Origin of the sequence: Micromonospora sp. NPDC048871 (assembly GCF_043198155.1) — a bacterium.
Taxonomy (GTDB): domain Bacteria; phylum Actinomycetota; class Actinomycetes; order Mycobacteriales; family Micromonosporaceae; genus Micromonospora.
This window is the reverse complement of record NZ_JBICUM010000010.1, coordinates 40049-62860: the sequence shown is the minus strand read 5'-3', so window position 1 is coordinate 62860 and position 22812 is coordinate 40049. Positions and strand designations below refer to the sequence as shown.

At 72.0% G+C, this 22812-nt stretch carries 27 protein-coding genes and 1 pseudogene; 17 read left to right on the top strand and 11 right to left on the bottom strand.

Features of this window, described 5'->3' with window-relative positions; all coding sequences use genetic code 11:
• The 3 genes from ACGFIK_RS20970 to ACGFIK_RS20960 form a co-directional block, all read right to left on the bottom strand.
• Entirely contained in the window at positions 1 to 720 is a 720-nt protein-coding gene (locus ACGFIK_RS20970) for a GNAT family N-acetyltransferase (protein ID WP_393340749.1), read from the bottom strand.
• An 84-nt stretch (positions 721 to 804) separates the two neighbouring features.
• Complete coding sequence (locus ACGFIK_RS20965; RefSeq protein ID WP_357531249.1) at positions 805 to 1638, bottom strand: SDR family NAD(P)-dependent oxidoreductase; 834 nt, start codon at positions 1636 to 1638, stop codon at positions 805 to 807.
• 91 nt (positions 1639 to 1729) lie between these two features.
• Positions 1730 to 2269 carry a DUF4190 domain-containing protein gene (locus ACGFIK_RS20960; protein ID WP_327022873.1) on the bottom strand — a complete coding sequence of 180 codons (540 nt, stop codon included), beginning with the start codon at positions 2267 to 2269 and terminating at the stop codon, positions 1730 to 1732.
• A 116-nt stretch (positions 2270 to 2385) separates the two neighbouring features.
• On the opposite strand from ACGFIK_RS20960, the gene ACGFIK_RS20955 reads away from it, so the two are divergent.
• Entirely contained in the window at positions 2386 to 3291 is a 906-nt protein-coding gene (locus ACGFIK_RS20955) for an SDR family NAD(P)-dependent oxidoreductase (RefSeq protein WP_327022872.1), read from the top strand.
• Between the two features lie 6 nt (positions 3292 to 3297).
• On the opposite strand, the gene ACGFIK_RS20950 is transcribed toward ACGFIK_RS20955, so the two are convergent.
• The 4 genes from ACGFIK_RS20950 to trxA all read right to left on the bottom strand — a co-directional run bounded on the left by ACGFIK_RS20950 (position 3298) and on the right by trxA (position 5950).
• Positions 3298 to 3843 carry a DUF4190 domain-containing protein gene (locus ACGFIK_RS20950; RefSeq protein ID WP_393340745.1) on the bottom strand — a complete coding sequence of 182 codons (546 nt, stop codon included), beginning with the start codon at positions 3841 to 3843 and terminating at the stop codon, positions 3298 to 3300.
• Positions 3844 to 3994: 151 nt separating this feature from the next.
• Positions 3995 to 4402: a CoA-binding protein gene (locus tag ACGFIK_RS20945; RefSeq protein ID WP_327022870.1), complete on the bottom strand. Its 408-nt coding sequence runs from the start codon at positions 4400 to 4402 to the stop codon at positions 3995 to 3997.
• 54 nt (positions 4403 to 4456) lie between these two features.
• A complete protein-coding gene (locus ACGFIK_RS20940) occupies positions 4457 to 5500 on the bottom strand; it encodes an Rv2578c family radical SAM protein (protein ID WP_393340742.1) in 1044 nt (347 codons plus the stop codon).
• 87 nt (positions 5501 to 5587) lie between these two features.
• Entirely contained in the window at positions 5588 to 5950 is a 363-nt protein-coding gene (gene trxA, locus ACGFIK_RS20935) for a thioredoxin (RefSeq protein WP_327022868.1), read from the bottom strand.
• 594 nt (positions 5951 to 6544) lie between these two features.
• Here trxA and ACGFIK_RS20930 point away from each other — a divergent pair.
• The 10 genes from ACGFIK_RS20930 to ACGFIK_RS20885 all read left to right on the top strand — a co-directional run bounded on the left by ACGFIK_RS20930 (position 6545) and on the right by ACGFIK_RS20885 (position 14320).
• Positions 6545 to 7054 carry a hypothetical protein gene (locus ACGFIK_RS20930; protein WP_393340740.1) on the top strand — a complete coding sequence of 170 codons (510 nt, stop codon included), beginning with the start codon at positions 6545 to 6547 and terminating at the stop codon, positions 7052 to 7054.
• 49 nt (positions 7055 to 7103) lie between these two features.
• Positions 7104 to 7727, top strand: coding sequence for an RNA methyltransferase (locus ACGFIK_RS20925; protein WP_327022867.1), 624 nt, complete (start codon positions 7104 to 7106; stop codon positions 7725 to 7727).
• An 86-nt stretch (positions 7728 to 7813) separates the two neighbouring features.
• Positions 7814 to 8488 carry a TFIIB-type zinc ribbon-containing protein gene (locus ACGFIK_RS20920; protein WP_327022866.1) on the top strand — a complete coding sequence of 225 codons (675 nt, stop codon included), beginning with the start codon at positions 7814 to 7816 and terminating at the stop codon, positions 8486 to 8488.
• A 116-nt stretch (positions 8489 to 8604) separates the two neighbouring features.
• Complete coding sequence (locus ACGFIK_RS20915) at positions 8605 to 8763, top strand: hypothetical protein (RefSeq protein ID WP_007455302.1); 159 nt, start codon at positions 8605 to 8607, stop codon at positions 8761 to 8763.
• A 6-nt stretch (positions 8764 to 8769) separates the two neighbouring features.
• A complete protein-coding gene (locus ACGFIK_RS20910) occupies positions 8770 to 9657 on the top strand; it encodes a PH domain-containing protein (RefSeq protein WP_327022865.1) in 888 nt (295 codons plus the stop codon).
• 100 nt (positions 9658 to 9757) lie between these two features.
• A complete protein-coding gene (locus tag ACGFIK_RS20905; RefSeq protein ID WP_327022864.1) occupies positions 9758 to 10543 on the top strand; it encodes a SigE family RNA polymerase sigma factor in 786 nt (261 codons plus the stop codon).
• Between the two features lie 50 nt (positions 10544 to 10593).
• The gene (locus ACGFIK_RS20900; RefSeq protein WP_327022863.1) at positions 10594 to 11823 is read left to right on the top strand and encodes a hypothetical protein; all 1230 of its coding nucleotides are present in this window, start codon (positions 10594 to 10596) and stop codon (positions 11821 to 11823) included.
• A 9-nt stretch (positions 11824 to 11832) separates the two neighbouring features.
• Positions 11833 to 12693 (top strand): PHP domain-containing protein, encoded by an 861-nt coding sequence (locus ACGFIK_RS20895; RefSeq protein WP_327022862.1) that lies wholly within the window; start codon positions 11833 to 11835, stop codon positions 12691 to 12693.
• Positions 12694 to 12726: 33 nt separating this feature from the next.
• Positions 12727 to 13341: a MarC family protein gene (locus ACGFIK_RS20890; RefSeq protein ID WP_327022861.1), complete on the top strand. Its 615-nt coding sequence runs from the start codon at positions 12727 to 12729 to the stop codon at positions 13339 to 13341.
• A gap of 136 nt (positions 13342 to 13477) precedes the next feature.
• On the top strand, positions 13478 to 14320 hold the full coding sequence (locus ACGFIK_RS20885; protein WP_327027280.1) for a PD-(D/E)XK nuclease family protein: 843 nt from the start codon (positions 13478 to 13480) through the stop codon (positions 14318 to 14320).
• A gap of 19 nt (positions 14321 to 14339) precedes the next feature.
• Here ACGFIK_RS20885 and ACGFIK_RS20880 read toward each other — a convergent pair whose 3' ends face one another.
• Together ACGFIK_RS20880 and ACGFIK_RS20875 are read right to left on the bottom strand one after the other, a co-directional pair.
• Positions 14340 to 15200 carry an oxygenase MpaB family protein gene (locus tag ACGFIK_RS20880; protein ID WP_327022860.1) on the bottom strand — a complete coding sequence of 287 codons (861 nt, stop codon included), beginning with the start codon at positions 15198 to 15200 and terminating at the stop codon, positions 14340 to 14342.
• 45 nt (positions 15201 to 15245) lie between these two features.
• On the bottom strand, positions 15246 to 15674 hold the full coding sequence (locus ACGFIK_RS20875) for a Fur family transcriptional regulator (RefSeq protein ID WP_327022859.1): 429 nt from the start codon (positions 15672 to 15674) through the stop codon (positions 15246 to 15248).
• A 180-nt stretch (positions 15675 to 15854) separates the two neighbouring features.
• Here ACGFIK_RS20875 and ACGFIK_RS20870 point away from each other — a divergent pair, with 180 nt between their 5' ends.
• A complete protein-coding gene (locus tag ACGFIK_RS20870; protein WP_393340735.1) occupies positions 15855 to 16340 on the top strand; it encodes a DUF2231 domain-containing protein in 486 nt (161 codons plus the stop codon).
• Between the two features lie 6 nt (positions 16341 to 16346).
• Here the strand turns inward: ACGFIK_RS20870 and ACGFIK_RS20865 are convergent, their stop codons facing one another.
• A complete protein-coding gene (locus ACGFIK_RS20865; protein WP_327022858.1) occupies positions 16347 to 16679 on the bottom strand; it encodes a hypothetical protein in 333 nt (110 codons plus the stop codon).
• A 222-nt stretch (positions 16680 to 16901) separates the two neighbouring features.
• Between ACGFIK_RS20865 and ACGFIK_RS20860 the strand changes: the two genes are divergently transcribed.
• Together ACGFIK_RS20860 and ACGFIK_RS20855 are read left to right on the top strand one after the other, a co-directional pair.
• The gene (locus ACGFIK_RS20860; RefSeq protein ID WP_327022857.1) at positions 16902 to 17075 is read left to right on the top strand and encodes a hypothetical protein; all 174 of its coding nucleotides are present in this window, start codon (positions 16902 to 16904) and stop codon (positions 17073 to 17075) included.
• Positions 17076 to 17097: 22 nt separating this feature from the next.
• Positions 17098 to 17289: a hypothetical protein gene (locus ACGFIK_RS20855; protein WP_327027479.1), complete on the top strand. Its 192-nt coding sequence runs from the start codon at positions 17098 to 17100 to the stop codon at positions 17287 to 17289.
• Positions 17290 to 17505: 216 nt separating this feature from the next.
• Here the strand turns inward: ACGFIK_RS20855 and ACGFIK_RS20850 are convergent, their stop codons facing one another.
• Positions 17506 to 18144: a 5-formyltetrahydrofolate cyclo-ligase gene (locus ACGFIK_RS20850; protein ID WP_393340876.1), complete on the bottom strand. Its 639-nt coding sequence runs from the start codon at positions 18142 to 18144 to the stop codon at positions 17506 to 17508.
• Positions 18145 to 18256: 112 nt separating this feature from the next.
• Here ACGFIK_RS20850 and ACGFIK_RS20845 point away from each other — a divergent pair.
• From ACGFIK_RS20845 to glp, 3 genes and pseudogenes are all read left to right on the top strand, one after another.
• Positions 18257 to 20532 (top strand): annotated as a pseudogene (locus ACGFIK_RS20845) (diguanylate cyclase).
• Positions 20533 to 20541: 9 nt separating this feature from the next.
• Positions 20542 to 21495 (top strand): UTP--glucose-1-phosphate uridylyltransferase, encoded by a 954-nt coding sequence (locus ACGFIK_RS20840; RefSeq protein ID WP_393340732.1) that lies wholly within the window; start codon positions 20542 to 20544, stop codon positions 21493 to 21495.
• Complete coding sequence (gene glp / locus ACGFIK_RS20835) at positions 21492 to 22805, top strand: gephyrin-like molybdotransferase Glp (protein ID WP_393340729.1); 1314 nt, start codon at positions 21492 to 21494, stop codon at positions 22803 to 22805. The genes ACGFIK_RS20840 and glp overlap by 4 nt, the downstream gene beginning before the upstream one ends.
• Positions 22806 to 22812: the final 7 nt, after the last annotated feature.

Here is a 22812-nt window from a genome sequence, read left to right as displayed (position 1 = left end):
TCAGACCTCCTGGACCTCCAGGACCCGGGTCTCCGGCGCGGCGTCACCCAGCTCGGCCCGCAGCGCCAGCCGGTGTGGGTCGGCCAGGAAGGCCGAGTAGCCGGCCCGGGTGTCGAACCGGATGAGGTGCACCTCGGTACGACCGTCGCCGGTGCGCAACCGCCGCTCCACCCGGCCACCGTGCCGGGCCAGCAGGGCGAGCACCTGATCCTCGTACCGCTGCCCGGCCTCGACCCCGGTGGCCGCCAGCTCCACCAGGGCGACCAGGCGTACCGCGGCGGCGGAATCGGTGACCAGGGACTTGAAGAACTGGTGGTCCACATGGCCGCCCGGGATGCCCTCCCGCTGGCCGGTGTCGAGATAGCCGTGGCGTCGGTAGAAGTCCGGGGCCTGGAAGGAGAAGGAGGCGACCGAGATCTGGGTGCAGCCCCGCCGTCGGGCCTCCTGTTCGGCCGCCGCCAGCAACCGGCCGCCCCAGCCCTGGCCCCGGCGGTCCTCCCGGACCCACACCATGTTGATCCCGGCGCAGCCGCCCCAGGTCCACCCGGTCAGCCCGGCCACCAGCTCCCCGTCGGCCCCGGTGACCCGGACGGACAGCTCCGCCTCGTCGTCGGCCCCGGTCGCCTGCCGGTTGTACGCGGTCAGTTCCGCGTCCAGCCGTTCGGTCAGTTCGTCGTCCTTGTCGAGCACCTCAAGGCGCGCGTCCCCCGTGGTCGTCACCGGCGGAGTATGTCAACGCTCGGCGAGTACCGCGACCCCGTAGGCCGCTGGTTCGGGCGTACGACGGGTCCGGGGTGGCAGTGATCACGGCGGATCAGTGCTCAGACCGACCGCGACCGCGCTGGCCGTCCAGAGCCGGGCGGCCAACTGCGGGTCGGCCGCCTTGCGCAACGGTCGCCGAGGCCGACAGTCGAAGTAGTACCCGCCCTCGCGCAGCCGCGACCGGTCCTGGTGGGCCAGCCACACCAGGGTCCGGGCACCCTTGACCGGACTGCGCAGCGGCAGCAGACGCATCCCCACGGCCACCAGCCGGCTCTCGTTGCCGAACCGGGTCCGCACCACCCCGGGATGGAAGCAGTACGAGTCGACCGTCGGCCATCGCCGGGCCGCCTCCGCGGTGAACAGGATGTTCGCCTGCTTGCTGGTGCCGTACGCGGTCATCGGGCGGTAACGGCGCAGGGGAGCGTTGAGATCGTCCGGATCCAGTACCCCGCTGCGATGGGCACCGGAGGCGGTCACCACCATCCGGCGGACCCGGTCGGCCAGCAGGTTGCTGAGCAGGAAGGGGGCCAGGTGGTTGGCCTGGATGGACAGTTCGAAGCCGTCGACCGTGGTGGCCGGGGCCAGCACGATCGCTCCGGCGTTGTTGGCCAGCACATCGATCCGGTCGTACGCGGCCCGCAGTTGCTCGGCCAACTGCCGGACGTCGTCGAGCACGGCGAAGTCCGCGCGGAACACCGCGGGACGTTCACCTGAGCACTCGCGTACCTCCTCGGCGGCGGCGCGCAGCCGGAAGGGGTCTCGACCGACCAGCACCACCTGGTCACCTCGGCGGGCCAGGTCGACCGCGGCGGCCAGTCCGATGCCGGAACTGGCTCCGGTGACCACCACCAGTCGACGGCCGGTGGGCTGCTCCACAGGTTCATTCACCCCGGTCACCGGAGGAGATTACCGTGACAACCCGGTTGTGAGCCCGCCTCGACCGTGCCGCGCGGCGGGCCCACCCCGGTCAGTAGCTCGTGGGGGTGCTGGAGATCGCGAAGGCGATCAGGACAGCGTAGGCGCCGATCGCGAGCACTATCAGACCGGTGAGGATCCAGCCGACGATGATGGCGGCCTTCGCCATGCCCTCGCCGCCCTCGCCGGTCTCACGGATCTGCCGCATGGCGACATGTCCCATGATCGCGCCGATCGGTGCGGTGATGCATGAGCCGATCCCCAGCAGGGCTAGCACCAGCGCGACGATGGCCATCGAGTTCGTCGGTCGCGGGGGCGGATAGCCGTATCCCGGCTGCGGGTACCCGTATTCCGGCTGCCCGGGGTAACCGGCCTGCCCGGGGTAACCGGCCGGCGGGTACGGCGCGGGAGCCGGCGTGCCCAGGTCGGCCTTCATACCGCCGTACGGGTCGGCGGGTTGGTAGGGGTCGTACCCGGTGGGCTGGGCGGGCACGGACGGTGGCGCACTCGCGGGCAGGGTGGGATCGACCGGCGGACTGGAGGGCTGGCCGGCCGAGGGATCAGGCCAGCCGCCGGACGTGGGCTGTGTCATCGGCTCACTTCCATCGGGATATCGGGACGTCAGCGTAGCCACCGCCGACCAGGGTGCACCCACACCGTCCCGAGTGCCGCGTTGCCCGAGGCGGTGCCGCAGGGCAGGATCGCGGCATGGGGATTGACGCACGAGCGGCGGACCGGTTCGGTAGCAGGCCGAGGCGGGACAACAGTCGGCCGGGTGTGGTCCGACGGACCCGCGCCGCCGCGGCGGCCGGGGCGGAGGAGCAGGATTCGCCGGCCGTGTTACCCGAGCCGGTGACGATGCGGTTGGACGGCAAGGTTGCCCTGGTGACCGGGGCCGGCAGCGCGGACGGGATCGGGTACGCCACCGCCCGGCGGCTGACCGACCTGGGGGCTCGGGTGGCGATCGTCTCCACCACCCGACGCATCCACGAACGGGCCGGCGAACTGGGGGTCACCGGATTCGTCGCCGACCTCACCGACGAGTCGGAGGTAGGGGCACTGGCCGACGCCGTCACCGAGCAACTCGGCGACGTGGAGGTCCTGGTCAACAACGCCGGGCTGGCCAGCCGGGCCTCCCCGGAGGTGCTGCGCCCGGTGGCCCAGCTCAGCTACGACGAATGGCGGGGCGAGATCGACCGGAACCTCACCACGGCCTTCCTGTGCAGCCGGGCCTTCATCGGCGGGATGGCCGAGCGGGGGTGGGGACGGATCGTGAACCTGGCGGCGACCGCCGGGCCGGTGAACGCCCTGCCCACCGAGGCGGCGTACGCGGCGGCCAAGGCCGGTGTGGTGGGGCTGACCCGGGCCCTGGCGATGGAGATGATCGCCGACGGGGTGACCGTGAACGCGGTGGCACCGGGCACCATCCACACGGCAGCCTCCACCATCGCCGAGCTCAAGCAGGGCCTGGGTACCCCGGTGGGACGCCCCGGTACGCCGGACGAGGTGGCCGCCGCGATCACCTTCCTCTGCTCGCCGGCGGCCTCGTACATCACCGGGCAGATGCTGGTGGTGGACGGCGGCAACAGTGTGCGGGAGGCCGAGTTCCGCTGACCCGCCTCAGGTGTACTGACTGTCCGAACCGGCCCAGAGGGCCAGGGCCAGCCAACCGCAGCAGGCCAGCAGGTACAGGCCGGTGAAGATGTAGCTGAGGATCAGGCCCCAGTTGGCCAGTTGTTCCCCCTGCTCCCCGCTGGTGCGCAACTGCCGCCGGGCCAGATGCCCCAGCACGATGCCGGCGGGAGCGAAGACGAACGCGAAGACCAGCGCCAGGACGGCGAGCACGTTGGTGCCACCACCGCCGCCCGGTGGGGAGGGCGGGCCGTACTGCCCGTAGGGCACCTGCGGGGTGTACGGCGGTTGCTGCCCCCACTGCTGGCCGTGCGGCGGCTGCCCCGGCTGCTCGTACGTGGGCTGCCCGTAGGCCGGCTGCCCGTACGGTGGCTGCCCGGTCTCGCCCGGCTGCCCGTACGGCGACGGCTGCCCGGTCTCGCCCGGCGGCCCGTACTGCGACGGCTGCTCGTACGGCGACGGCGGTGGCTCGTACGGTGACTGTGGCGGTTGGTCCGGTGACGGCGGTTGGTCCGGCTCGGGCGGTTGGCTCATGCTGATCTCCTCCGTCCGCCGACGGTGCCGGTGGCTGTCGGATGACGCCCCCAGTTCGGGACGCTACCCGCACCGGAGGTGTTTCACAGCGGTTCGGTGGACTGCCCGCGCCGGCCGGTGTTCCTGCTGTCCGGAGGGCAGCCCCGAGCAGTCAGCCCAGCCGGGTCAGACTCGCCACCGCCCGCTCGACGGCGATGCAGCGGTTCTCGACGTAGTCGATCCCGGCCTGCTCTGCGATCTGGCGGGCCTGCGGGGAGACGATGTCCAACTGCAACCACACCGCCGGGGCGCCGATCGCCACTGCCTGCCGGACCACCTCCTCGGCCTCCTCCGCCGGCCGGAACACGTTCACCAGGTCGACCGGGTGCGGAATGTCGGCCAGGGAGCGGTACACCGGCTCCCCGAACAACTCGTCCGCAGTGGGGTTGACCGGGATGATCCGCCAGCCCTGCTGCTGCATCGCCGCCGGCACGCTGTGGGCCGGCTTGTCCGGGTCACGGGAGGCGCCGACGACGGCGATCACGGCGGATTCGGCGAGAATCTGGCTGGGTGAGCGCATCTGCCGACTGTAGTCCCACCGGCCGGGGTGCGCGGGCCGGTGGGGCGGCGGTCGCTACAGCAGGCTCAGCTGCTCGGGTGCGGGGGCCGGCGGGGTGGATGCCCCGCGGTGGTCACCGTTGTCGGGTCGGTGCAGGCCGTGCCGCCGGGCGGCGATGCGTACCCGGGCGGTCAGCTCCCGCTGGTAGGACTGCGGCGCGTAGGAGCCGGAGCGGTACAGCTCCCGATAGCGGGGGACCAGGTGGGGATGCTCCCGGGCCAGCCATTGGGCGTACCACTCGCGAGAGCCGGGGCGCAGGTGCAGGGGCAACGGGAGCACTCTGGTGGCCCCGGCGGCGGCGATCGCCGCGACCGTGGTCTCGATGGACTCGTCGTCGTCGCTGAGGCCGGGCAGGATCGGCGCCATCAGGACGCCGACCTCGAAGCCGGCGTCGGTGAACTGGCGGATGGCGTCGAGTCGTCGCCGTGGGCTGGGGGCGCCCGGCTCGACCGTGCGCCACAGCTGCTCGTCGATGAAGCCCACCGAGAAGGAGACCCCTACCCGGGTGACTTCGGCCGCCTGCCGCAGCAGGGGCAGGTCGCGCAGGATCAGGGTGCCCTTGGTCAGGATCGAGAAGGGGTTGGCGAAGTCGCGCAGCGCTTCGATGATCGGCGGCATGAGGCGGTATCGCCCCTCGGCCCGCTGGTAGCAGTCGACATTGCTGCCCATGCCCACATGTGCGCCTCGCCATCGGGGTGCGGCCAACTCGCGGCGCAACAGCTCACCCGCGTTGACCTTGACGACCACCTGCCGGTCGAAGTCCGCTCCGGCGTCGAAGTCGAGGTAGGTGTGGGTCTTCCGGGCGAAGCAGTACAGGCAGGCGTGGCTGCACCCTCGGTAGGGGTTGAGCGACCACTCGAAGGGGACCCCGGAGGCCCCGGAGACCTTGTTCAGGATCGACCTGGCCTGCACCTCGTAGAAGGTCATGCCGGCGAAGCCGGGGGTGTCGAAGGTGCGGACGACCGCGCCGGGCAGCGCCAGCGGCAGGGGTGGAGTCGCTGACGCTGCCCGTCCGGGGTCTCCCTCGACCGGGGGAGCGGTGAGGTTCTCCCAGCGCATGGAAGACATTCGAACACACGTACGACGGTGTCGCAAGCGGCAACGCCGGGCGGGGCCGGTCCGACCCCGCCCGAGGTCGTCGGGTCGTCAGGAGCTCTGCTCGGCGAGCTTCTTGCGCACGTCATCCATGTCCAGCGCCCGGACCTGCTCGATCAGGTTCTCCAGCGCCGACTCCGGCAGCGCGCCCGGCTGCGCGAAGACGATCACCCCATCGCGGATGGCCATGATCGTCGGAATGGAGCGGATGTCGAACTTGGCCGCGATCTCCTGCTGGGCCTCGGTGTCGACCTTGCCGAAGGTGATGTCGGAGTGCTTTTCGGACGATCGCTCGTAGACCGGCGCGAACCGCTTGCAGGGGCCGCACCAGTCGGCCCAGAAGTCGACCAGAACGATGCCGTCGCTCTCGGTCACCTGGTCGAAGTTGGCGGTGGTCAGGTCGACGGTTGCCATCTGAATCTCTCCGATCACGCGGAACAGCTACGTCGGGTGGAACTCTGTGCCACCCCGTCGCATTCCCCTCGGAGTATCGCCGAAACCGGCCGGGACGGCACCCAGCGTCACATGGAAACATCGATCGACTTGAGTGAAGACGGGCACTGGCTGATCGCAAATGCATGTCGCATTTGCGTGACGGCGGGTGATGGGAGCGTTTCCAATTAGGACGGGCTCAAATCGTGCTACCTGCAAGTAACTTGGGTGTTGACGGGCACCGATGCGACCTGCGGAGATCGCCTCGTGGGGGAGGTTCTGCTACGCAGAGTAATGTCACAAAAATATAAATGTGACCTCGGTCTCTGTGCAGTCGGACGGCCGTACGGCAGAATCTGAACCCATCAAAGCGTGGGCGGCGGGTGCCGGGGAGGGCCCCGCCGCTCATTGCGTCCGGCCCCGTTCGGCGGCCCGGGCCCCTTGCTGGGATTCACCCCATACCAGCCCTTACCGGCGGCGCGGCGCATATGCTGACGCCGGAGGTCCCGCCATGAGCGAGCGTCAGCGAGCACGTCATCGACTCAGCGCGCCGGTGGCCCACGACGGCACCCCGCGATGCTGAGGCGACCCGCCTTCGGCGGATCGCCCGAGGCTGACCCGCACACCCTGCCCGCCTGCGCCGCGGGCTACTCCGCGACGGAATGGGCCCTGATCACCGACCTGCCCGCCCGGGTGATCGTGCTCGCCACCCGGCCCGGCCCCGATCGGCCCGACCCGGGGATGGCCGCCGGCCTGGCCGGCCTGGAGGCGATCGCGGCCGGGCTTGCCTTCGACAGCGACCTGGTTCGGGCGGTGGTGGCCACGATCTACTCCCGCCACGACGAGGTCACCCCGACAGCCGGCCCTCCGGTCGACCTGGTGGAGGTCCTGGAAGCCTGTCGGGCGGTGGTCCGAATGCTCGACCGGCGGGCCGACCCGGCCGACTCCGCGGCCTACCGGCAGTGGGTGCAGTCGGTGGCGGCCCGGGTGTGCCGCACCGGGTCCCAGACGCGGCCGGAGGACAGCCTGGCCCCGGCCGACCGCCGCCTGCTCGACCGCCTCGGTGCCGCTCTAGCCCTGGGCTGACCTCGGCACCCGTCGGTGCCCACCGGTTCGGCGCGTACCCTGCCTGACCGTGACCGATGAGCAGTTCGAGGTCGGAGTGGGCCCCTGGCGTGGGGATCCGCCGGAGGACCCTCGGTACGACCCGCAGTTGCTCGCCGAGGGGGACCGGCGCAACGTGGTCGACCGCTACCGCTACTGGCGGCGCGAGGCCGTGGTCGCCGATCTGGACCGGCGACGACACGACTTCCACGTGGCCATCGAGAACTGGCAGCACGACATGAACATCGGCACTGTGGTGCGCAACGCCAACGCCTTCCTGGCCGCCGAGGTGCACATCGTGGGTCGCCGCCGGTGGAACCGTCGGGGGGCGATGGTGACCGATCGCTACCAGCACGTACGCCATCACGAGACGATCGACGAGTTCGTCGCCTGGGCGCAGGGACACGACCTGCCGCTGGTCGGGATCGACAACCTGCCCGGCTCCCGTCCGCTGGAGAGCACCACCCTGCCCCGGCGGTGTGTGCTGCTGTTCGGTCAGGAGGGTCCGGGCTTGTCGGAGGCGGCCCGAGCCGCCTGCGACCAACTCTTCTCCATCGCCCAGTACGGCTCGACCCGCTCCATCAACGCCGGGGTGGCCAGTGGGATAGCCATGCACGCCTGGATCCGGGCCTACGCCGGCCCACCTCCGGACTGATCGGGGGCGCGGCGGCGCGCCGCAATGCCGCCGCTCCGCTTGACGGCCGGCGTCGGGCGGGCGACGGTGGAGGTGTGGCTGTTGCGGTGAGTTGTCCGAGATGCGGCGGGCCGGTACGGCCGCCGGACCTGATGCACGCGGAGTCGCGCTGCCCCGACTGCGGCCCGGTCGCTCCGCTGCACGTACCCGAACACATCGGTGCCGAGATCGTGGCGAGTGTGGTCGACCGGATCCAGGCCACCGCGCAACCCGCGGTGCCGCTGTGGTGCCCCTGGCCGTTGCCGCCCGGGTGGACCACCACCGGGGTGGCGTGGGCCGGTGACGACCGGCTGGGGGTACGGGCCACCGCGGTCGCCTGCGCCGGGCCGGAACCCCTCGGTGGCGGGCCGGCCGACCTGGTCTTCGTGGCCGAGGAGCCGGGGGTGGGGCTGGGTGCCCGGTACGCCGGGGTGCCCGGTCCGGACGCCGGCCCGGAACTCGCCGAGGCCTTGACCGAGCCAGGCCCTGGGCATCCCGGGCATGTCGGACGGGCCGGGATCAGGGTGGCGGGCCATCCCACTCCACTTTGGCTCATCAATTCGCTAACGGATCGAAGCGCGTACGCCGGCGAAGCTCGGGGATTGTGGCTGTATGCGATAGCCTGGCCGGCGAGCGCGGGGCATCTGCTCGCCGAGGACGTGGTCCTACACGACCTGGTCGAATGGACGCCATCCGAGCTCGTGTACGGCGCACCGTCCCCCTACCTGCACGGGAAGGCTTGACAAGCCCCCCGGAATGTCGGAGAACGGACGCAGATATTCACGGTAAGACACCACGCTGATACTCTGGGTGCCGCTGCGGTAATGGGACCCGGCGCCGCGCGAGAGGATGGCCCGCCATGGTCAAGAAGGTCCTCACCTGGGCCGGAATCGCATTCTTGATCTTCTTTGTCGCCTACCGGCCAAATTCTGCGGCAGATGTGTTCAAGTCGCTAGGTGGCGGCATCATGGACATCGCCCAGGGGTTCGGCGACTTCTTCACCAGCCTGGTCGCTTAGCCACCGATGGGAAGCCCCTCCGGCCCGCCCTTCGACCCTGACGATCCCGATCGGGCCCGTCGGGAGCAGGACACCGAGCCGATTCCCCGGATCGATCCCGACGACGGTCCGGGGCGCGGCCCCGGCTCACGCCCGGACCCGTACCCCTCGGACAGCCCGGTCTTCTCCGATGATGCCGGTTACGGTCCCGGGCCCGATTACGTCGACGACGATCGGTCGGGACGGGCCTGGGTACGCGACCCCGAGGCGGGCTACCAGCCCCCACAGATCTCCGAAGACGAGCTGGCCGGGCTGCGCGCCGACGCCAGTGGCATGACCCCACGCCGGGTGCTGCCCCTGGAGGACGAGCCCAGTTCCCTGGTCGCCCGCTACCTGTTCCCCACCGAGCGCTACCGGGGCGAGTGGAAGCGGCACTGGGTCCACCTGGCCACGCCGATCATCGTCGGGGTCGCCGCGACCTTCGTGCTCGGCTACCTCTCCGGCTTCCTCGCCGGGCAGGACGTCGGGGCCCTCACCACGATCGCCGTACTGCTCTGGTTCGCGGTGATGGGGTGGGTGGCCTGGAAGGTCGCCGACTGGTGGTACGACAGGTTCATCCTGACCAACAAACGGGTCATGGTGGTCAACGGCATCATCACCCGCAAGGTGGCCATGATGCCGCTGACCCGGGTCACCGACATGAAGTACGAACAGTCGCCGGCGGGTCGCGCCCTCAACTACGGCACCTTCGTCCTGGAGTCGGCCGGTCAGGAGCAGGCGCTGCGCGAGGTCAAGAACCTGCCCAACCCCAACGAGCTCTATCTGCGTGTGGTCGAGGAGATGTACGAGCCGCAGGCGGTCGAGGCGCGGTTGGGCAAGGAACAGGACGAGGCCAAGGCCGACGACGGCGCCTGAGGTCTGCTGATCGCAGGCCGAAGCCGCACCCCGGTGCCGACCTCGACCTGCTTGCCCAGCCGTGGCAGGCTGCCCGCAGAGCCCGGTACGGAGGTGGCGAGTGGCCCGCAGTGATCCGTTGGAGGAAGAGTTTCGTGACTTCGTCACGGCCCGCTCCAGCGCCCTGCTGCGGACCGCCTACCTGCTGACCGGGGACTGGGGCACCGCCGAGGACCTGCTACAGACCGCCCTGACCAAGACCTACCTGGCCTGGAAACGCCTCGGTGGCATCGAGGCCATCGAGCCGTACACCCGGCGGGTGATGATCAACACCTCGACGAGCTGGTGGCGGCGCCGCTGGCACGGGGAGCGCCCCACCGAGGTGCTCCCCGAACGGCCCGCCGCCGACGAGATCGAGCAGCAACTGAACCGGGACGCCCTCTGGCGGCATCTGCGGGCCCTGCCCGCCCGGCAGCGTGCCGTGCTGGTGCTGCGCTTCTACGAGGATCTGTCCGAGGCTCAGGCGGCAGCCCTGCTCAACATCTCGACCGGCACGGTCAAGAGCCAGACCTCGCGGGCCCTGGCCACCCTGCGCCGCAGGATCGGTGCGGACGCGAGCTTCGTGCTGCCCGAGGCGGCTGGCACCGACCCGCCGCCGACCCGGCGGGGTGGCCGGCCTCGCGCCGCCGCCCGTACCGGACAGCCGACCCCGGCTGAGGCCGCCCCGGCCGGGGAGGGCCGGACCGGTGTCCCGACCCCAGCCGGTCAGCCCGGCTCGGCGGTCGCCGCGGGCCAGGAGCGGCCCGATGAGTCCGTCGCAGCGCAGCCGACCGGGGAGAGCAGCCCCGCGCAGTCGTCGACCGCCCCGGCCCAGCCCGACGGGACCCTGGTGGGAGACCGACGGTGAACGCCGTTTCCAAAGGTCACGACAACCCGAGCGGGACTCCGAGTCGTCAAGTGAAGGTGGAGCAGGACGGACTCGAACGGGCCGTCCGGGAGGTGTTGTCCCGGCAGGCCGGGACGCCGCACAGGCTGATCCGGGATCCGGCGGACGTGGTGATCCGGCGGGCGAACCGGATTCGACGTCGTCGCGCCGTGACCGGGATGAGCCTGGCCGCCACGGCGATCATCGCGGTCACTGCCGGGGCGTTTCAGTTCGGCCAGGAGCCGCCCCGCAACGGCAGCACCATAGCGATCGGTGAGGGGGACCACCCGAGCCGCGTGACCTGGACGCCGACCGTCGCGCCATCCCTCCCGGACACCGGCACCCCGCTCGCCGGGGTCGATCTCGTACTGGGCCAGACCATCGCCACCGCCCAGGGTGACCGGGTGACCGTCGTCGGCGCCGGCCGGATCGAGCGGGCCCACCGCCTCTCCGACGGCCGTGGCTGGCTGGCCGTCAGCGCGCCGGTGACGGCCGGTCGTTTCCTGTGGGAGGTGTCACCCGCCGGCACCGTGCAGGTGCTGCTCGCCGGCGCCGACGAGATCGTCCTGGATGCCCAGGGCCACCACATCGCCTGGAAGCAGGGCGAGGTGCTGGCCAGCGCGCGGGTAATCAACGGTGCGCTGACCTCCATCTCCCGCGCCAAGGTGCCGGCCGAGGCGAGGCCGATCCGCTTCGTCGGCGACGCCGTGCTGGTCCGACTGGCGCCGGACCGTCCCGGGCACACCCTGTGGCGCCTGCATTCCGGGGCCTTCCATCCGGGCACCGACCAGTCGACTCACCGCGTCTTCGGTGCGTTGCCGGACGGTCGGGTGGTCGGTGAGGTCGTCACCGGGGCCTCAAAGGCGACCTGCCTGACCCTGCTGGATCCGGCCCGCGACCTGGCCCCAGCCCGCCCGGGGTGTGGCCCCCGCCTGGGCGGAGACGGTCTGGGCTCGGTGTCGCCGGACGGGCGTTGGCTGTTGGCGAACGGGCGTTCCAAGGACGGCGACAAGGCCCTGCTGGTCGACCTGACCGCGCTGGACAAGGCCGCCGGGCCGGTCGTCGCCGGTCCGGCGATCAGCGGTGCGGTGGCGTGGAGTTCGCCGGGAACCGCCTACTACCACGCCGAGTCCGTCGGTGGCCTGACCCGGGTGGACATCGACCGGGCGATCACCGGTGGTTCCCCGAGCCGTGTCGAGCTCACCGCCGTCCCCGCCGATCAGCCACCCGTGGTCGTCAGCGGCTCCGGGGGAGACCGGTAGCCTCGGGCGATGATCCCCCGGATCGATCTGCACACCCACTCCACCGTCAGCGACGGCACCCTCACCCCACCCCAACTGGTCCGCGCCGCCGCCGAGGCCGGGCTCGACGTGTTGGCCCTCACCGACCACGACACCACGGCCGGATGGGAACCGGCGGTGCGGGCCCTGCCGACCGGGCTGCGCCTGGTCCGAGGCGCGGAGCTGTCCTGCCGCTGGGGTGGCGTCACCCCGTCGTTGCCGCTGCACCTGCTGGCGTACCTGTTCGACCCGCAGGCCCCCGAGCTGGTCGCCGAACTGGCCCGGGTGCGGGCCGCCCGGGTGGAGCGGGGGGAGCGCATCGTGGCGTTGCTCAGATCCGACGGCATCGACGTCAGCTGGCCGGAGATCCTGGCCGGGGCGGGCGGCGGAACGGTCGGCCGACCGCACATCGCGCAGGCGCTGATCCGGGCCGGCCTGGTCGCCACCACCAGCGAGGCCTTCGGCCCGGACTGGCTGGGGCAGCGCTACCGGCTGCCCAAGGAGGACATCGACGTCTTCCGGGCGGTGGAACTGGTCCGGGCGGCCGGAGGCGTGCCGGTCTTCGCCCACCCCCGGGCCACCCGGCGCGGCCGGATCGTGCCGGACGAGCTGATCGCCGAGCTGGCGGCGGCCGGCCTGGTCGGCCTGGAAGCCGACCACGAAGACCACTCGCCGGCCGAGCGGGAGCATGTCCGGGGCCTCGCCGCCGACCTGGGACTGCTGGTGACCGGATCATCGGACTTCCACGGCACCCACAAGACGGTCCGGCTGGGGGCCTTCACCACCGCCCCGGAAGTGTACGAACAGCTCGTGGCCGCCTCCTCAGGTGTGATCGAGGTCGTATCGGGCTGACCTGCGGGAGGTGGGCACCGCTACGGTGATCAAGTGGATCTCAAGCTCTTCGGCGAGGTCTTCGTGACCCTGCTGGTCATCGTCGACCCGCCGGGCATGATGCCGATCTTCCTCGCCCTGACCGGCCCGCTGGCGGCCCGCGAACGTAACCGGGCCGCCTGGCAGGCGGTCGCCCTGGCACTCGGGGTGATCGTGGTCTTCGCGGTCGCGGGGCAGACCCTGCTCGCGTACCTGCATGTCGATCTTCCGGCGTTGCAGGCGGCCGGCGGACTGCTGCTGATGCTGGTCGCCCTGGAGCTGTTGACCGGCAAGGCCGACGATCCGACCAAGCAGGCCACCTCGAACATCGCTCTGGTGCCGTTGGGGACGCCGCTGTTGGCCGGCCCCGGTGCGATCGTGGCGACGATGCTCTTCGTCCAGCAGGCCGACGCTACGGCGGACTACCTGGCCATCGCGGCCGCGATCGTCGCGGTGATGCTGACCGTCTGGATCGTGCTGCGCTTCTCCGGCGGCATCGTCAAGATTCTGCGACCCGGCGGCATCGAGGTGCTCACCCGCATCGCCGGCCTGCTGCTGGCCGCGATCGCCGTCCAGCTCATCGCGGATGCGATCTTCGCCTTCGTGACCGACTTCACCGCCACCCGATGACCGGTCGCGCGCAGTGTCGGGGGTGGATGGCAGGATCGAAGACGTGCGACGAACCTCCCCGACCGGACGACCCGCCGCCGGTGGGCGCCCGCCCCGGCCGCGTGACCCCCAGCCGGAGCAACTCGGCTTCGACGGCATGCCGGAGCGGCTGTTCGTCTGCACCCCCAGCAGGCTCGGCGCGTACGCCGACTGCCCCCGCCGTTACCGCTACTCCTACGTCGACCGGCCGGCCCCGCCCAAGGGCCCGCCGTGGGCGCACAACTCCCTCGGCGCCAGCGTGCACACCGCCCTGAAGAACTGGTACGCCCTGCCGGTCGACCGGCGTCGCCCCGAGGTGCTGCCCACCCTGCTCAAAGGCACCTGGGTGCGGGACGGATACCGCGACGAGGAGCAGGAACGCGAGGTCTACCGACGGGCCCTTAGCTGGCTGGAGGCGTACGTCGACGGGCTGGATCCAACCGACGAGCCGGTCGGGGTGGAGCGGGTGGTGGCAGTCAAGACCGGGGTGCTGGCCTTCAACGGCCGCGCCGACCGGATCGACGGCCGGGCCGGAGCCGAGGGCCCGGAGCTGGTGATCGTCGACTACAAGACCGGCCGGGCCGGGCTGGATGCCGACGACGCCCGGGGCTCGCAGGCGCTGGCCCTCTACGCGTACGCCGCCGAGCGGGTCTTCCGCCGCCCCTGCCGGCGGGTCGAGCTGCACCATCTGCCCAGCGGCACGGTCGCGGCCCACGAACACACCGTCGAGTCACTGGCCCGGCAGGTGACCCGGGCCGAGGAGACCGCCCGGGACATCATGGCCGCCGAGCGGTCGGTCACCGAGGGCGGCGACCCGGACGAGGCCTTCCCCACCACCCCGGGCCCGCGCTGCTCCTGGTGCGACTTCCGCCGCACCTGCCCGGCCGGGGCCGACCTGCCCGGCAAGGAGCCCTGGGCCGCCGTCGACCGTCCCGCCCTGCCGCTCGCCGAGCAGGACTGACCCCCCACGCTCTTGACGGTCAGCCGGTGGGGGCGCCGGCCAGGCGGGCGGCCCGCTCCTCGGCGGCGCGTCGCATCGGGCCTTCCCGCCAGTCCCGGGGGAGGGCGGTGAGAGCCAGCCGCAGCGCGCGTACGGAAACGTCGGCCGAGAGGGCGGTGGTCGGCAGGCCCAGCCCGCCGTAGAGCCGTCGGGCCCAGGCGGGCAGCAGGGCGAACGCGGTGGCGGCGACCCCCAGGTAGGCCCACCTCGGCGGGCCCAGGTTCAGCCCGATCCGGGCCGGCAGGCTGAGTTTCCACGGCAACGGTGGGGCGGTCAGGAACAGCGCGGTCTCCGCGGCCTCCTTGGTCATCCGCAGTTCCGGACGGACCTGCCGGTAGTACTCGGCCACCTCGGCGGCGGTGCCGGGTACGGTCTGCGGATCGAGCCCCACCAGGGCGGCCACCCGGCGCTGCTCGGTGTAGTAGGCGTCCACCTCGGCGTCGTCCAGGGGCACACCGGCCCGGCGGCCGGTGTCCAGGAACGATTCCACCTCGGTGACATGCACCCAGCGCAGCAGGTCCGGCTCGTCGATCCGGAACCGCTCCCCGGTGTCCGGGTCGACCGCGGTCATCCGGGCGTGCCGCCGCCGCAGCCGTAGGCCGGCCTCCTCCGCCTCCGCGGTGGTGCCGTAGAGGGTGGTCCCGACGTAGTTGGCGGTGCGGATCAGGCGACCCCAGGCGTCCCGGCGGTAGTTGCTGTTCTGCGCCACCCCGGCCATCGCCCTGGGGTGCAGGGCCTGGAGGTAGAGCGAGCGCAGACCGGCTACGAACAGAATCGGCTCGGCGTGCAACTTCCACGAGACGGATCCGGGGCCGAACAGCCCGGTGTCGGCAGATTCCATCACCCAAGCCTGCCACGGCCCCATGCCCAGGCCGGGGCGGCCGGGTCAGCGGTCGGTGTGACGGAGGCCCTGGCAGGCGGGGCAGAGCCCCCAGAAGGTGACCTCGGCCTCGTCGACCTGGAAGCCGTGGGAGGTGCCGGAGTCTAGGCAGGGGGCCTCGCCGACCGCACAGTCGATGTCGACGATCTCGCCGCAGCCCCGGCACACCATGTGGTGATGGTTGTCGCCCACCCGGGCCTCGTACCGGGCCGGGCTGCCGGCCGGTTCGATCCGGCGGGACAGGCCGGCGCGGGAGAGGGCCCCCAGCACGTCGTAGATCGCCTGGGTGGAGACCGAGTCCAGGCGGTCCCGTACCCGGCGGGTGATCTCCTCGACCTCCAGGTGGCCGCCGCTGGCCAGCACGTCGAGCACGGCGAGGCGGGGCCGGGTGACCCGCAGGCCCTTCGACCGGAGCAGCTCCTCACCGGTTGGCATGGGTCAATGACAACACGCTACGCCCGGTGCGACAACCAGGCGCTCGATGCCACCAGGAGTGGATCAGTCGATGGACCCTGAACCCCGCAGACTCCTGCGGCGTGTGAACCAGCAGGACGATGGGCGAGTTGCCCGACGCGTCGTACGCTGACCGCCACGATCATTTAGCCGGAGGTGCCGATGTTCGAGAAGGCGCTGGGTCTGCCCCTGCACGTGCTGGTGGTGCACGCCGTCGTGGTCTTCGTACCGTTGCTGGTGCTGCTGGCCCTCGCGTACGTCGCACTGCCCCGTTTCCGGGCCCGCCTGGACTGGGCGGTGCTGGCTCTGGCGGTGGTCGCCCCGATCACCGCGTGGGTCAGCGTGCAGTCCGGGGAGGCGTTGGAGCAGCGGCAGATCGCTCGCGGCTTCTCCGGCGAGATCCTGGACAAGATCAGAGAACATGCCGACTACGGCGACGTGCTGTTCTGGCTCACCCTGGCCCTGGCGGTGACGGTGGTGCTGCTGCTGGTGGCGACCGGCCGGTACGCCCGGCTGCCGGAGCTGCCCGGCTGGACCGCCCCGGTGTTGTCGGTGCTGGTACTGGGACTAGGGGTGGCCGCCCTGATCTACGTCTGGCTCACCGGTCACTCCGGCGCCGAGATGGTCTGGGGCAACACCTTCGAGTAGTCGGCCTCAGAACAGCGCCCGGGTGCAGAGCAGGCAGACCAGCGCGACGAGGATCACCCCGGCGACCGTACCCACCCCCCAGGTGACCCGCTGCGCCTGCTGTTCCTGCGCGTCCAGGCTGATCATGTCCTGCGGCGGCAGTTGCCGGGGCGGGTTGGCCTGAAGGTGTACCGGGGGTCGCCAGCCGGCCGGCGGAGCGACCGTAGGGGGAGGGCCGGCATAGCGCTCCGGCCCGCCAGCCGGGCGGTGCTGGGTCGGATCGCCGGAGGTGGCCTCGTCGCCGGTGTCGGGCCGGCGCCACGGCTCGTCGGAGGTCGGGCCGGGTCGGGAGGTCGTCACGCCGTCCGACGCTACCAACCACCGGGCCGTACGGCGGTCCGGCCGGCCGATGGTCGGCCCCGCCGCCCCCGGTCGGTCCGCCGCCCTCGGCCATGAGGTCGGCCACGTCACGAGGTCGACTCCGCCGCGCCCAGTTGATCCGCCGTCCCCGGCTATGAGGTCGGGCCCACCGGCGGCGTCGGGTTGCCGGTGGTGCCTGTCGAGCGGCTAACCTTGCGCCTCGTGAGCACGCTGGAACCCCGCAGCCGGGGCGACGACGATCGGGTGGTCGACCTGGGCGACGACTTCACGGTGCTGCCCGAGCAGACCCTCGACGACACCGACCAGGGTTGGGGCGAGCGGACCGGTGACAACGACGACCGGTTGCTGGCCGAACGCCCGCCGCACTGGGACTGATCCGACCGGACCGGCTCAGGTGGTGCTGGCGGCTGCTGCCTTGCCCGTGCCCCCACCGGAGGAGCTGCTCGACGACCCGCTGGTCGAACCGGACGACGAGGAACTCGCCGGGGTGCTCGTGCTGGACGAGGACGAGTCGGACCCGGTGGCGGACTTGCTGGTGCTGCTGCTGGAGGTGCTCTCCGAGCCGGAGGAGCGGGAGTCGGTGCGGTAGAAGCCGGAGCCCTTGAAGACGATGCCGACGGAGTTGAACATCTTCCGCAGCCGCCCCTCACACGCGGGGCACTCGGTCAACGGCTCGTCCGAGAAAGACTGCACCGCCTCGAGCTGGTGACCGCACGCGGTGCAGGCGTACTGGTAGGTGGGCACGTTCTCCTCCGGATCTGACACGGCCGGTTGGCACTCGAAGCATTCGAGTGCCAATGGTGCGTCATCGGCCCCCGGTTCGTCCAGCGCAAGTGTGGGGCACGACACCTGAGGGGGTGTCGAGCCGGAGCAGGCCCCCGCTGGGGGTGACGACGGCCCGTACCGGCCGGTCGTGTTCTTCGGCCGGGAGGGTGTCTAGCAGTTCCCCGTCGTGCAGCGGGGCCACCGTCAGCGCGGTCGCGGACACCCTGGCCAGGGCCCGGTCGTAGGAACCGCCGCCTCGACCCAGGCGTATCCCCCGACGGTCCACCGCCAGGGCGGGTACGACGACCAGGTCGGCGGTGGAGATCGCGGTCAGCCCCAGCCGTGGGGTGTTCGGTTCCCGGATGCCCCGGCCGGGGGCGACGAGCGCCTGCGGCCCGGCCCAGGTGGCCCAGTCCAGGTCCAGGTCCCTGCGCAGCACCGGCAGCAGCAACTGCGCCCCGGTCGGCAGCGCGTCGGCCAGCACCTCCGGCAGTTGCGCTCCGCCGGGTTCGCTGGCGACCGGCACGTACGCCGCTACCCGGTCCGGCCTGAGTCGGCGTACCAGGGCCGTCAGTTCGCCTTGGACGCCGGCCGCAGCGGAGTCGCGCTCGGCTGCGGTGAGGGCCCGGCGGCGGGCCAGCAACTCCCTGCGCACTCTTCGCTTCGCGTCATGCGTCACTTCCGCGTCTTCCGCAAATTCCGGCACGCAACACTCCTCACGCAAAGCACTTCTGGTGGTTGCTCTGTGTCAGCATCGCAGGCGACGGTCGCGCAACTTCCGGGGGGAAGTATTGACGCTACGCGGGCGGTTGACAGCAGCCTTCCTGGCCGTGGCGTTCGGCCCGATCCTGTTCGGTGCCGTCTTCGTCGCCTCGACCGTCACCGCGGTCGACCGTAGCCGCGCCACCGAACGGCTGGCCGTGGCCGCCACCGCCGTACGCACCTCGATCGACGCCCTCTGCCAGCAGTTGCGGGCCGCCGCGGACGCGGTCGCCCTGACCGTCGACCGACCGGGCGCGGCCACCCAGGTGGTCGGTCGGGGACTCGCCGCAGCCGTGCAGGTGACCGACGTCACCGGCCGGATCGTCGTCGCCACCCCGGACGCCCCGCCGACCCCCTGGCGGGACTGCGCCGCCCCCGACCGGCCCGACGGGATGGTCGCCGCCCTGGCGGTCCGGGTCGAGCTGCGCGACGACGGCGGCAACCCACTGGGTACGGTCACCGCCGCGCACCCGGTAGACCCCCTGCTCGTCGCCCGGCTGGCGGCGGTGACCGGTGTCGCGGTGACCCTGCTCGACGAGGCCGCGCCCAGGGTCACGGTGGCCCACTCCACCGAGTCCGAGGGCGGCCGGGAAGCCGTCCTGGCCGCCGCCTCCGCCCTGCACGAGGAGCAGGTCATCAGCACCCCGGACGGGCGGTACCTGCGCCGGGCCGGCCCCACCCGAGGACAACCCCTGCCCCTGGTGCTCTCCGTGCCCAGTGATCAACCCGCCGGGCTGTACCCGGTGCTGGTCGCCGTCGTACTGCTGGCGGCTCTGCTCGGGGTGGCGGTGGCGTGGCGGTTGGCCCGGGTCACCACCCGGCCGCTGGTGGAACTGGCCGGGGCGGTGGACCGGGTCACCGCCGGTGATCTGACCGCCCGGGTGCCGGTGCGCAGCGGCGACGAGATCGGCCGGCTGGCCGAGGCGTTCAACCGGATGACCCGGGAGACCGGCGGCTACCTGGCGGCGCTGGCCAGCAGCCGGGACCAGTTGCGCGGCCACCTGGCCGTGCTCGGCGACACCCTGGCCAGCACCCACGACCTGCAACGCATCCTGCGGGTGATCCTGCACAGTGCACTCGCGGCGACCGGGGCCCGGGCCGGGGCGGTCCTGCTCACCGAGCCGGGGGGTGGGCTCGTCGCCCAGTGCACCGAGGGGCTCGACGGGCGCCGGAGCGGCCCCACGGCACCCCGGGTGCCGCTGGCCGACAGCGTGGTCCGGACGGTAGCGGCCACCGGCCAGCCCTGCCGGGGACGGGCGGAGGCCACCTCTGCCGAGGAGCCGCCCTGCCACACCTACATCGCCGTGCCCTTCGCCGTGGAGGCCGGCAGGACCAGGGAGCCGGGGAGCGGTCGACCGGGGGAGGACACCCCACCGACCGTCCCCGCCCGGCCGCTGGGGGTGCTGGCCCTCTACGACCGGCTGGGCGGGGAGGAGTTCGACGACGACGACCTGGCCACCCTGCGTACCTTCGCCGGGCATGTGGCGGTGGCCCTGGACAACGTACGGGTCCACGAGGAGGCCCAGCGGCTGTCGCTCACCGACCCGTTGACCGGCCTGTGGAACTACCGCTACCTGCGCGAGTCGCTGCGGCGGGAGGTGGAGCGGGCCAGTCGGTTCGGCCGGATGGTCAGTGTCCTCGTACTCGACCTGGACCGGTTCAAGAAGATCAATGACAGCTACGGCCATGCGGCCGGTGACACCGTACTGGCCGAATTCGCCCGCCGGGTACGCGGCGAGATCCGCGAGGTGGACCTGGCCTTCCGGCAGGGTGGGGAGGAGTTCGTGGTGCTGCTGCCGGAGACCGACGCCCGAGGGGCCACCATCGTCGCCGACCGGCTGGGCGCGGCCATCCGCAACACCCCGGTCACCGTGCCGGGGCACGCGGGGGTCGGGCACTCCATCCGGTTCACGGTCTCCATCGGCATCGCGGTCTACCCCGATCACGCCGAGAGCGGCCTGCGGGTGCTGGAGGCCGCGGACGAGGCGCTGTACGCCGCCAAGGCGGCCGGTCGGGACACCTGGCGGGTGGCGCGGCACCCGAGTCGGATCGCCGACCTGGGTGACGGCGATGCCGGGGTCCGCCGCGCCCCGGCGGTGCCCCCCACCCGGGAGATGCAGGTGACCGCCGCCGCCCGCAGCCCGGCCGACGGGCTGCCCCGGGCTGGTCCCGGCGGCGCCACCGGCACCTCGGCCGAACCCGGCGAGCCCGGCTGAGCCCTCGGGGCCCGGCATCGGCAGAACCGGTCGGGCGGGCGGCGCGTCTTTGTGGTCCTCACCCGCCGAGTTGCCGCTGTGGCCGATAGTCTCGCGACATGTCGGAGCACTCAGCGAACCCCTCAGCGGCCGCCGCCACCGGCCGCTCCCGTGCCGTCAAGGCCGTGATCCCGGCCGCGGGCCTGGCTACCCGGTTCCTGCCGGCCACCAAGGCGGTGCCCAAGGAACTGTTGCCGGTCGTGGACCGCCCGGTGTTGCAGTACATCGTCGAGGAGGCCGCGCACGCCGGCATCGGCGACATTCTGCTGATCACCGGCCGGGGCAAGACATCCATGGTCGACCACTTCGACCGTCGGCCCGATCTGGAGGAACGGCTCGCGGAGAAACCTGACCTGCTGGCCGCCGTCAAACGCACCGAGGAACTGGCCGCCATCTACACCTGCCGCCAGCCCGAGCAGTTGGGGCTGGGCCACGCCGTCGGGTACGCCGAGTCGCATGTCGGCGACGAACCCTTCGCGGTGATGCTCGGTGACGAGTTCGTCAACCTCTCCGAACCCCTGCTGCCGGCCATGCTGGAACTTCAGGCCCGTACCGGCGGGGTGGTGCTGGCCTTCTTCGAGATCGACCCCTCCGAGACCAAGCGGTACGGCATCGCCTCGGTCGAGCCGGCGGAGGCCGAACTGACCGACATCGGCGAGGTAGTCAAGGTCACCGGAATGGTCGAGAAGCCTGCCCCGGAGGAGGCCCCGAGCAACCTGGCCGTGCTGGGCCGCTACGTGCTGCCCGGCAAGATCTTCGAGGCCATCCGTCGTACTCAGCCGGGCAGCGGTGGCGAGATCCAACTGACCGACGCGATGGAACTGCTGCGGGCCGAGGGCACCCCGGTGCACGCGATCGTCTACCGGGGCACCCGCTACGACACCGGGATGCCGCTGGGGTACCTGCAGACCGTGGTGCAGATCGCCGCCGAGCGCGAGGATCTGGGCAGCGAGTTCCGTAAGTGGCTGACCGAGTTCGTCAACAACGACGCGTCGGGCGGTCGGGATACATGACCGCGACGGCCGACGCCGAGGCGGCCGAAAACGGGTTGACGCCGCTCGCCGACTACCTGGGCAGTGTGCTGCGCAGGTTACGCGCGCTGCCTCCACTCGACCTCGACCTCACCCAGGCGCACGGTAACGTCCTCGCCGAGGACGTCATCGCACCGCACTCGTTCCCGGCCTTCGATCAGGCGGCCGTCGACGGGTACGCCGCGCGCTGGGAGGACATCGCCGGCGGGGCCCGGGGCGTGGGTTACGTCCCGGCCCAGTCCGGCGGTGCCGGCGGTCGCACCGTACGACTCAATGTGGTCGGTGACCTCGGTGCGGCCAGTTGGCGTCCGGTGCGGCTGACCCCGGGCTCGTGCTTCTCGGTAGCCGCCGGTGCGCCCCTGCCGATCGCCGCCGACGTGGTGGTGCCGGTGGAATGGACCGACCAGGGCATGGCCGCGGTGGAGATCTTCCGCGTCCCCAAACGGGGGTACGGGGTACGCCGTACCGGCGAGGAGGTGGCCGCGGGTGCCGTCCTCGCCCGCTCCGGCACCTACGTCTCACCGGCCCTGGTGGCGGTGCTGGCCGCCACCGGCATCGGGCATGTCGTGGTCCGCCCCAGTCCCCGGGTGGTGATCGTGGCCACCGGGGACGAACTCGTCGACGTGGGCCGGGGCAGCCAGCCGGGCCAGGTGGTGGACGCCAACTCGCACGCGCTGACCGCCGCCGCGGCGGAAGCGGGAGCCCTGGCGTACCGGGTGGGGATCTGCGACGACGACCCGGAAGGACTACGCGGCCTGCTGGAGGATCAGACCCTGCGGGCCGACCTGATCATCACCACCGGCGGCACCGGCACCGGGCCGGGGGACATGGTCCGCCGGATCCTCTCCCGTCGGGAGGGCCACCGGGCCGGGCCGGTCACCTTCACCGATGTGGCGCTCTACCCCGGCACCGCGCTCGGGTTCGGCACGGTCGGAGCCGAGGAGGTGCCGGTGGTCTGCCTGCCCGGCGACCCGGGTGCGGCGATGATCGGCTTCGAGGTGCTGGCCCGCCCGGCGATCAACCTGCTGGCCGGCGCCGAGCCGGTGTTCCGGCCCAGCGTCCGGGCGCACCTGCTGGAGACGGTCTCCTCGCCGGCCGGGCTGCGGGAGTTCCGGCCCGCGCACGTCGCCGAGCGGCGGGGCGGGGGATACACTGTCCAACCGCTCAATGGCGGCCCGTTCACCCTTTCCGGCCTGGCGGAGGCGAATGGACTTCTCGTACTCGGCGAGCGGGTGACCGCCGCCGCCGCCGGCTCCACGGTGGACGTGCTGCTGCTCGACCGCCGACGCTGACGCTGGG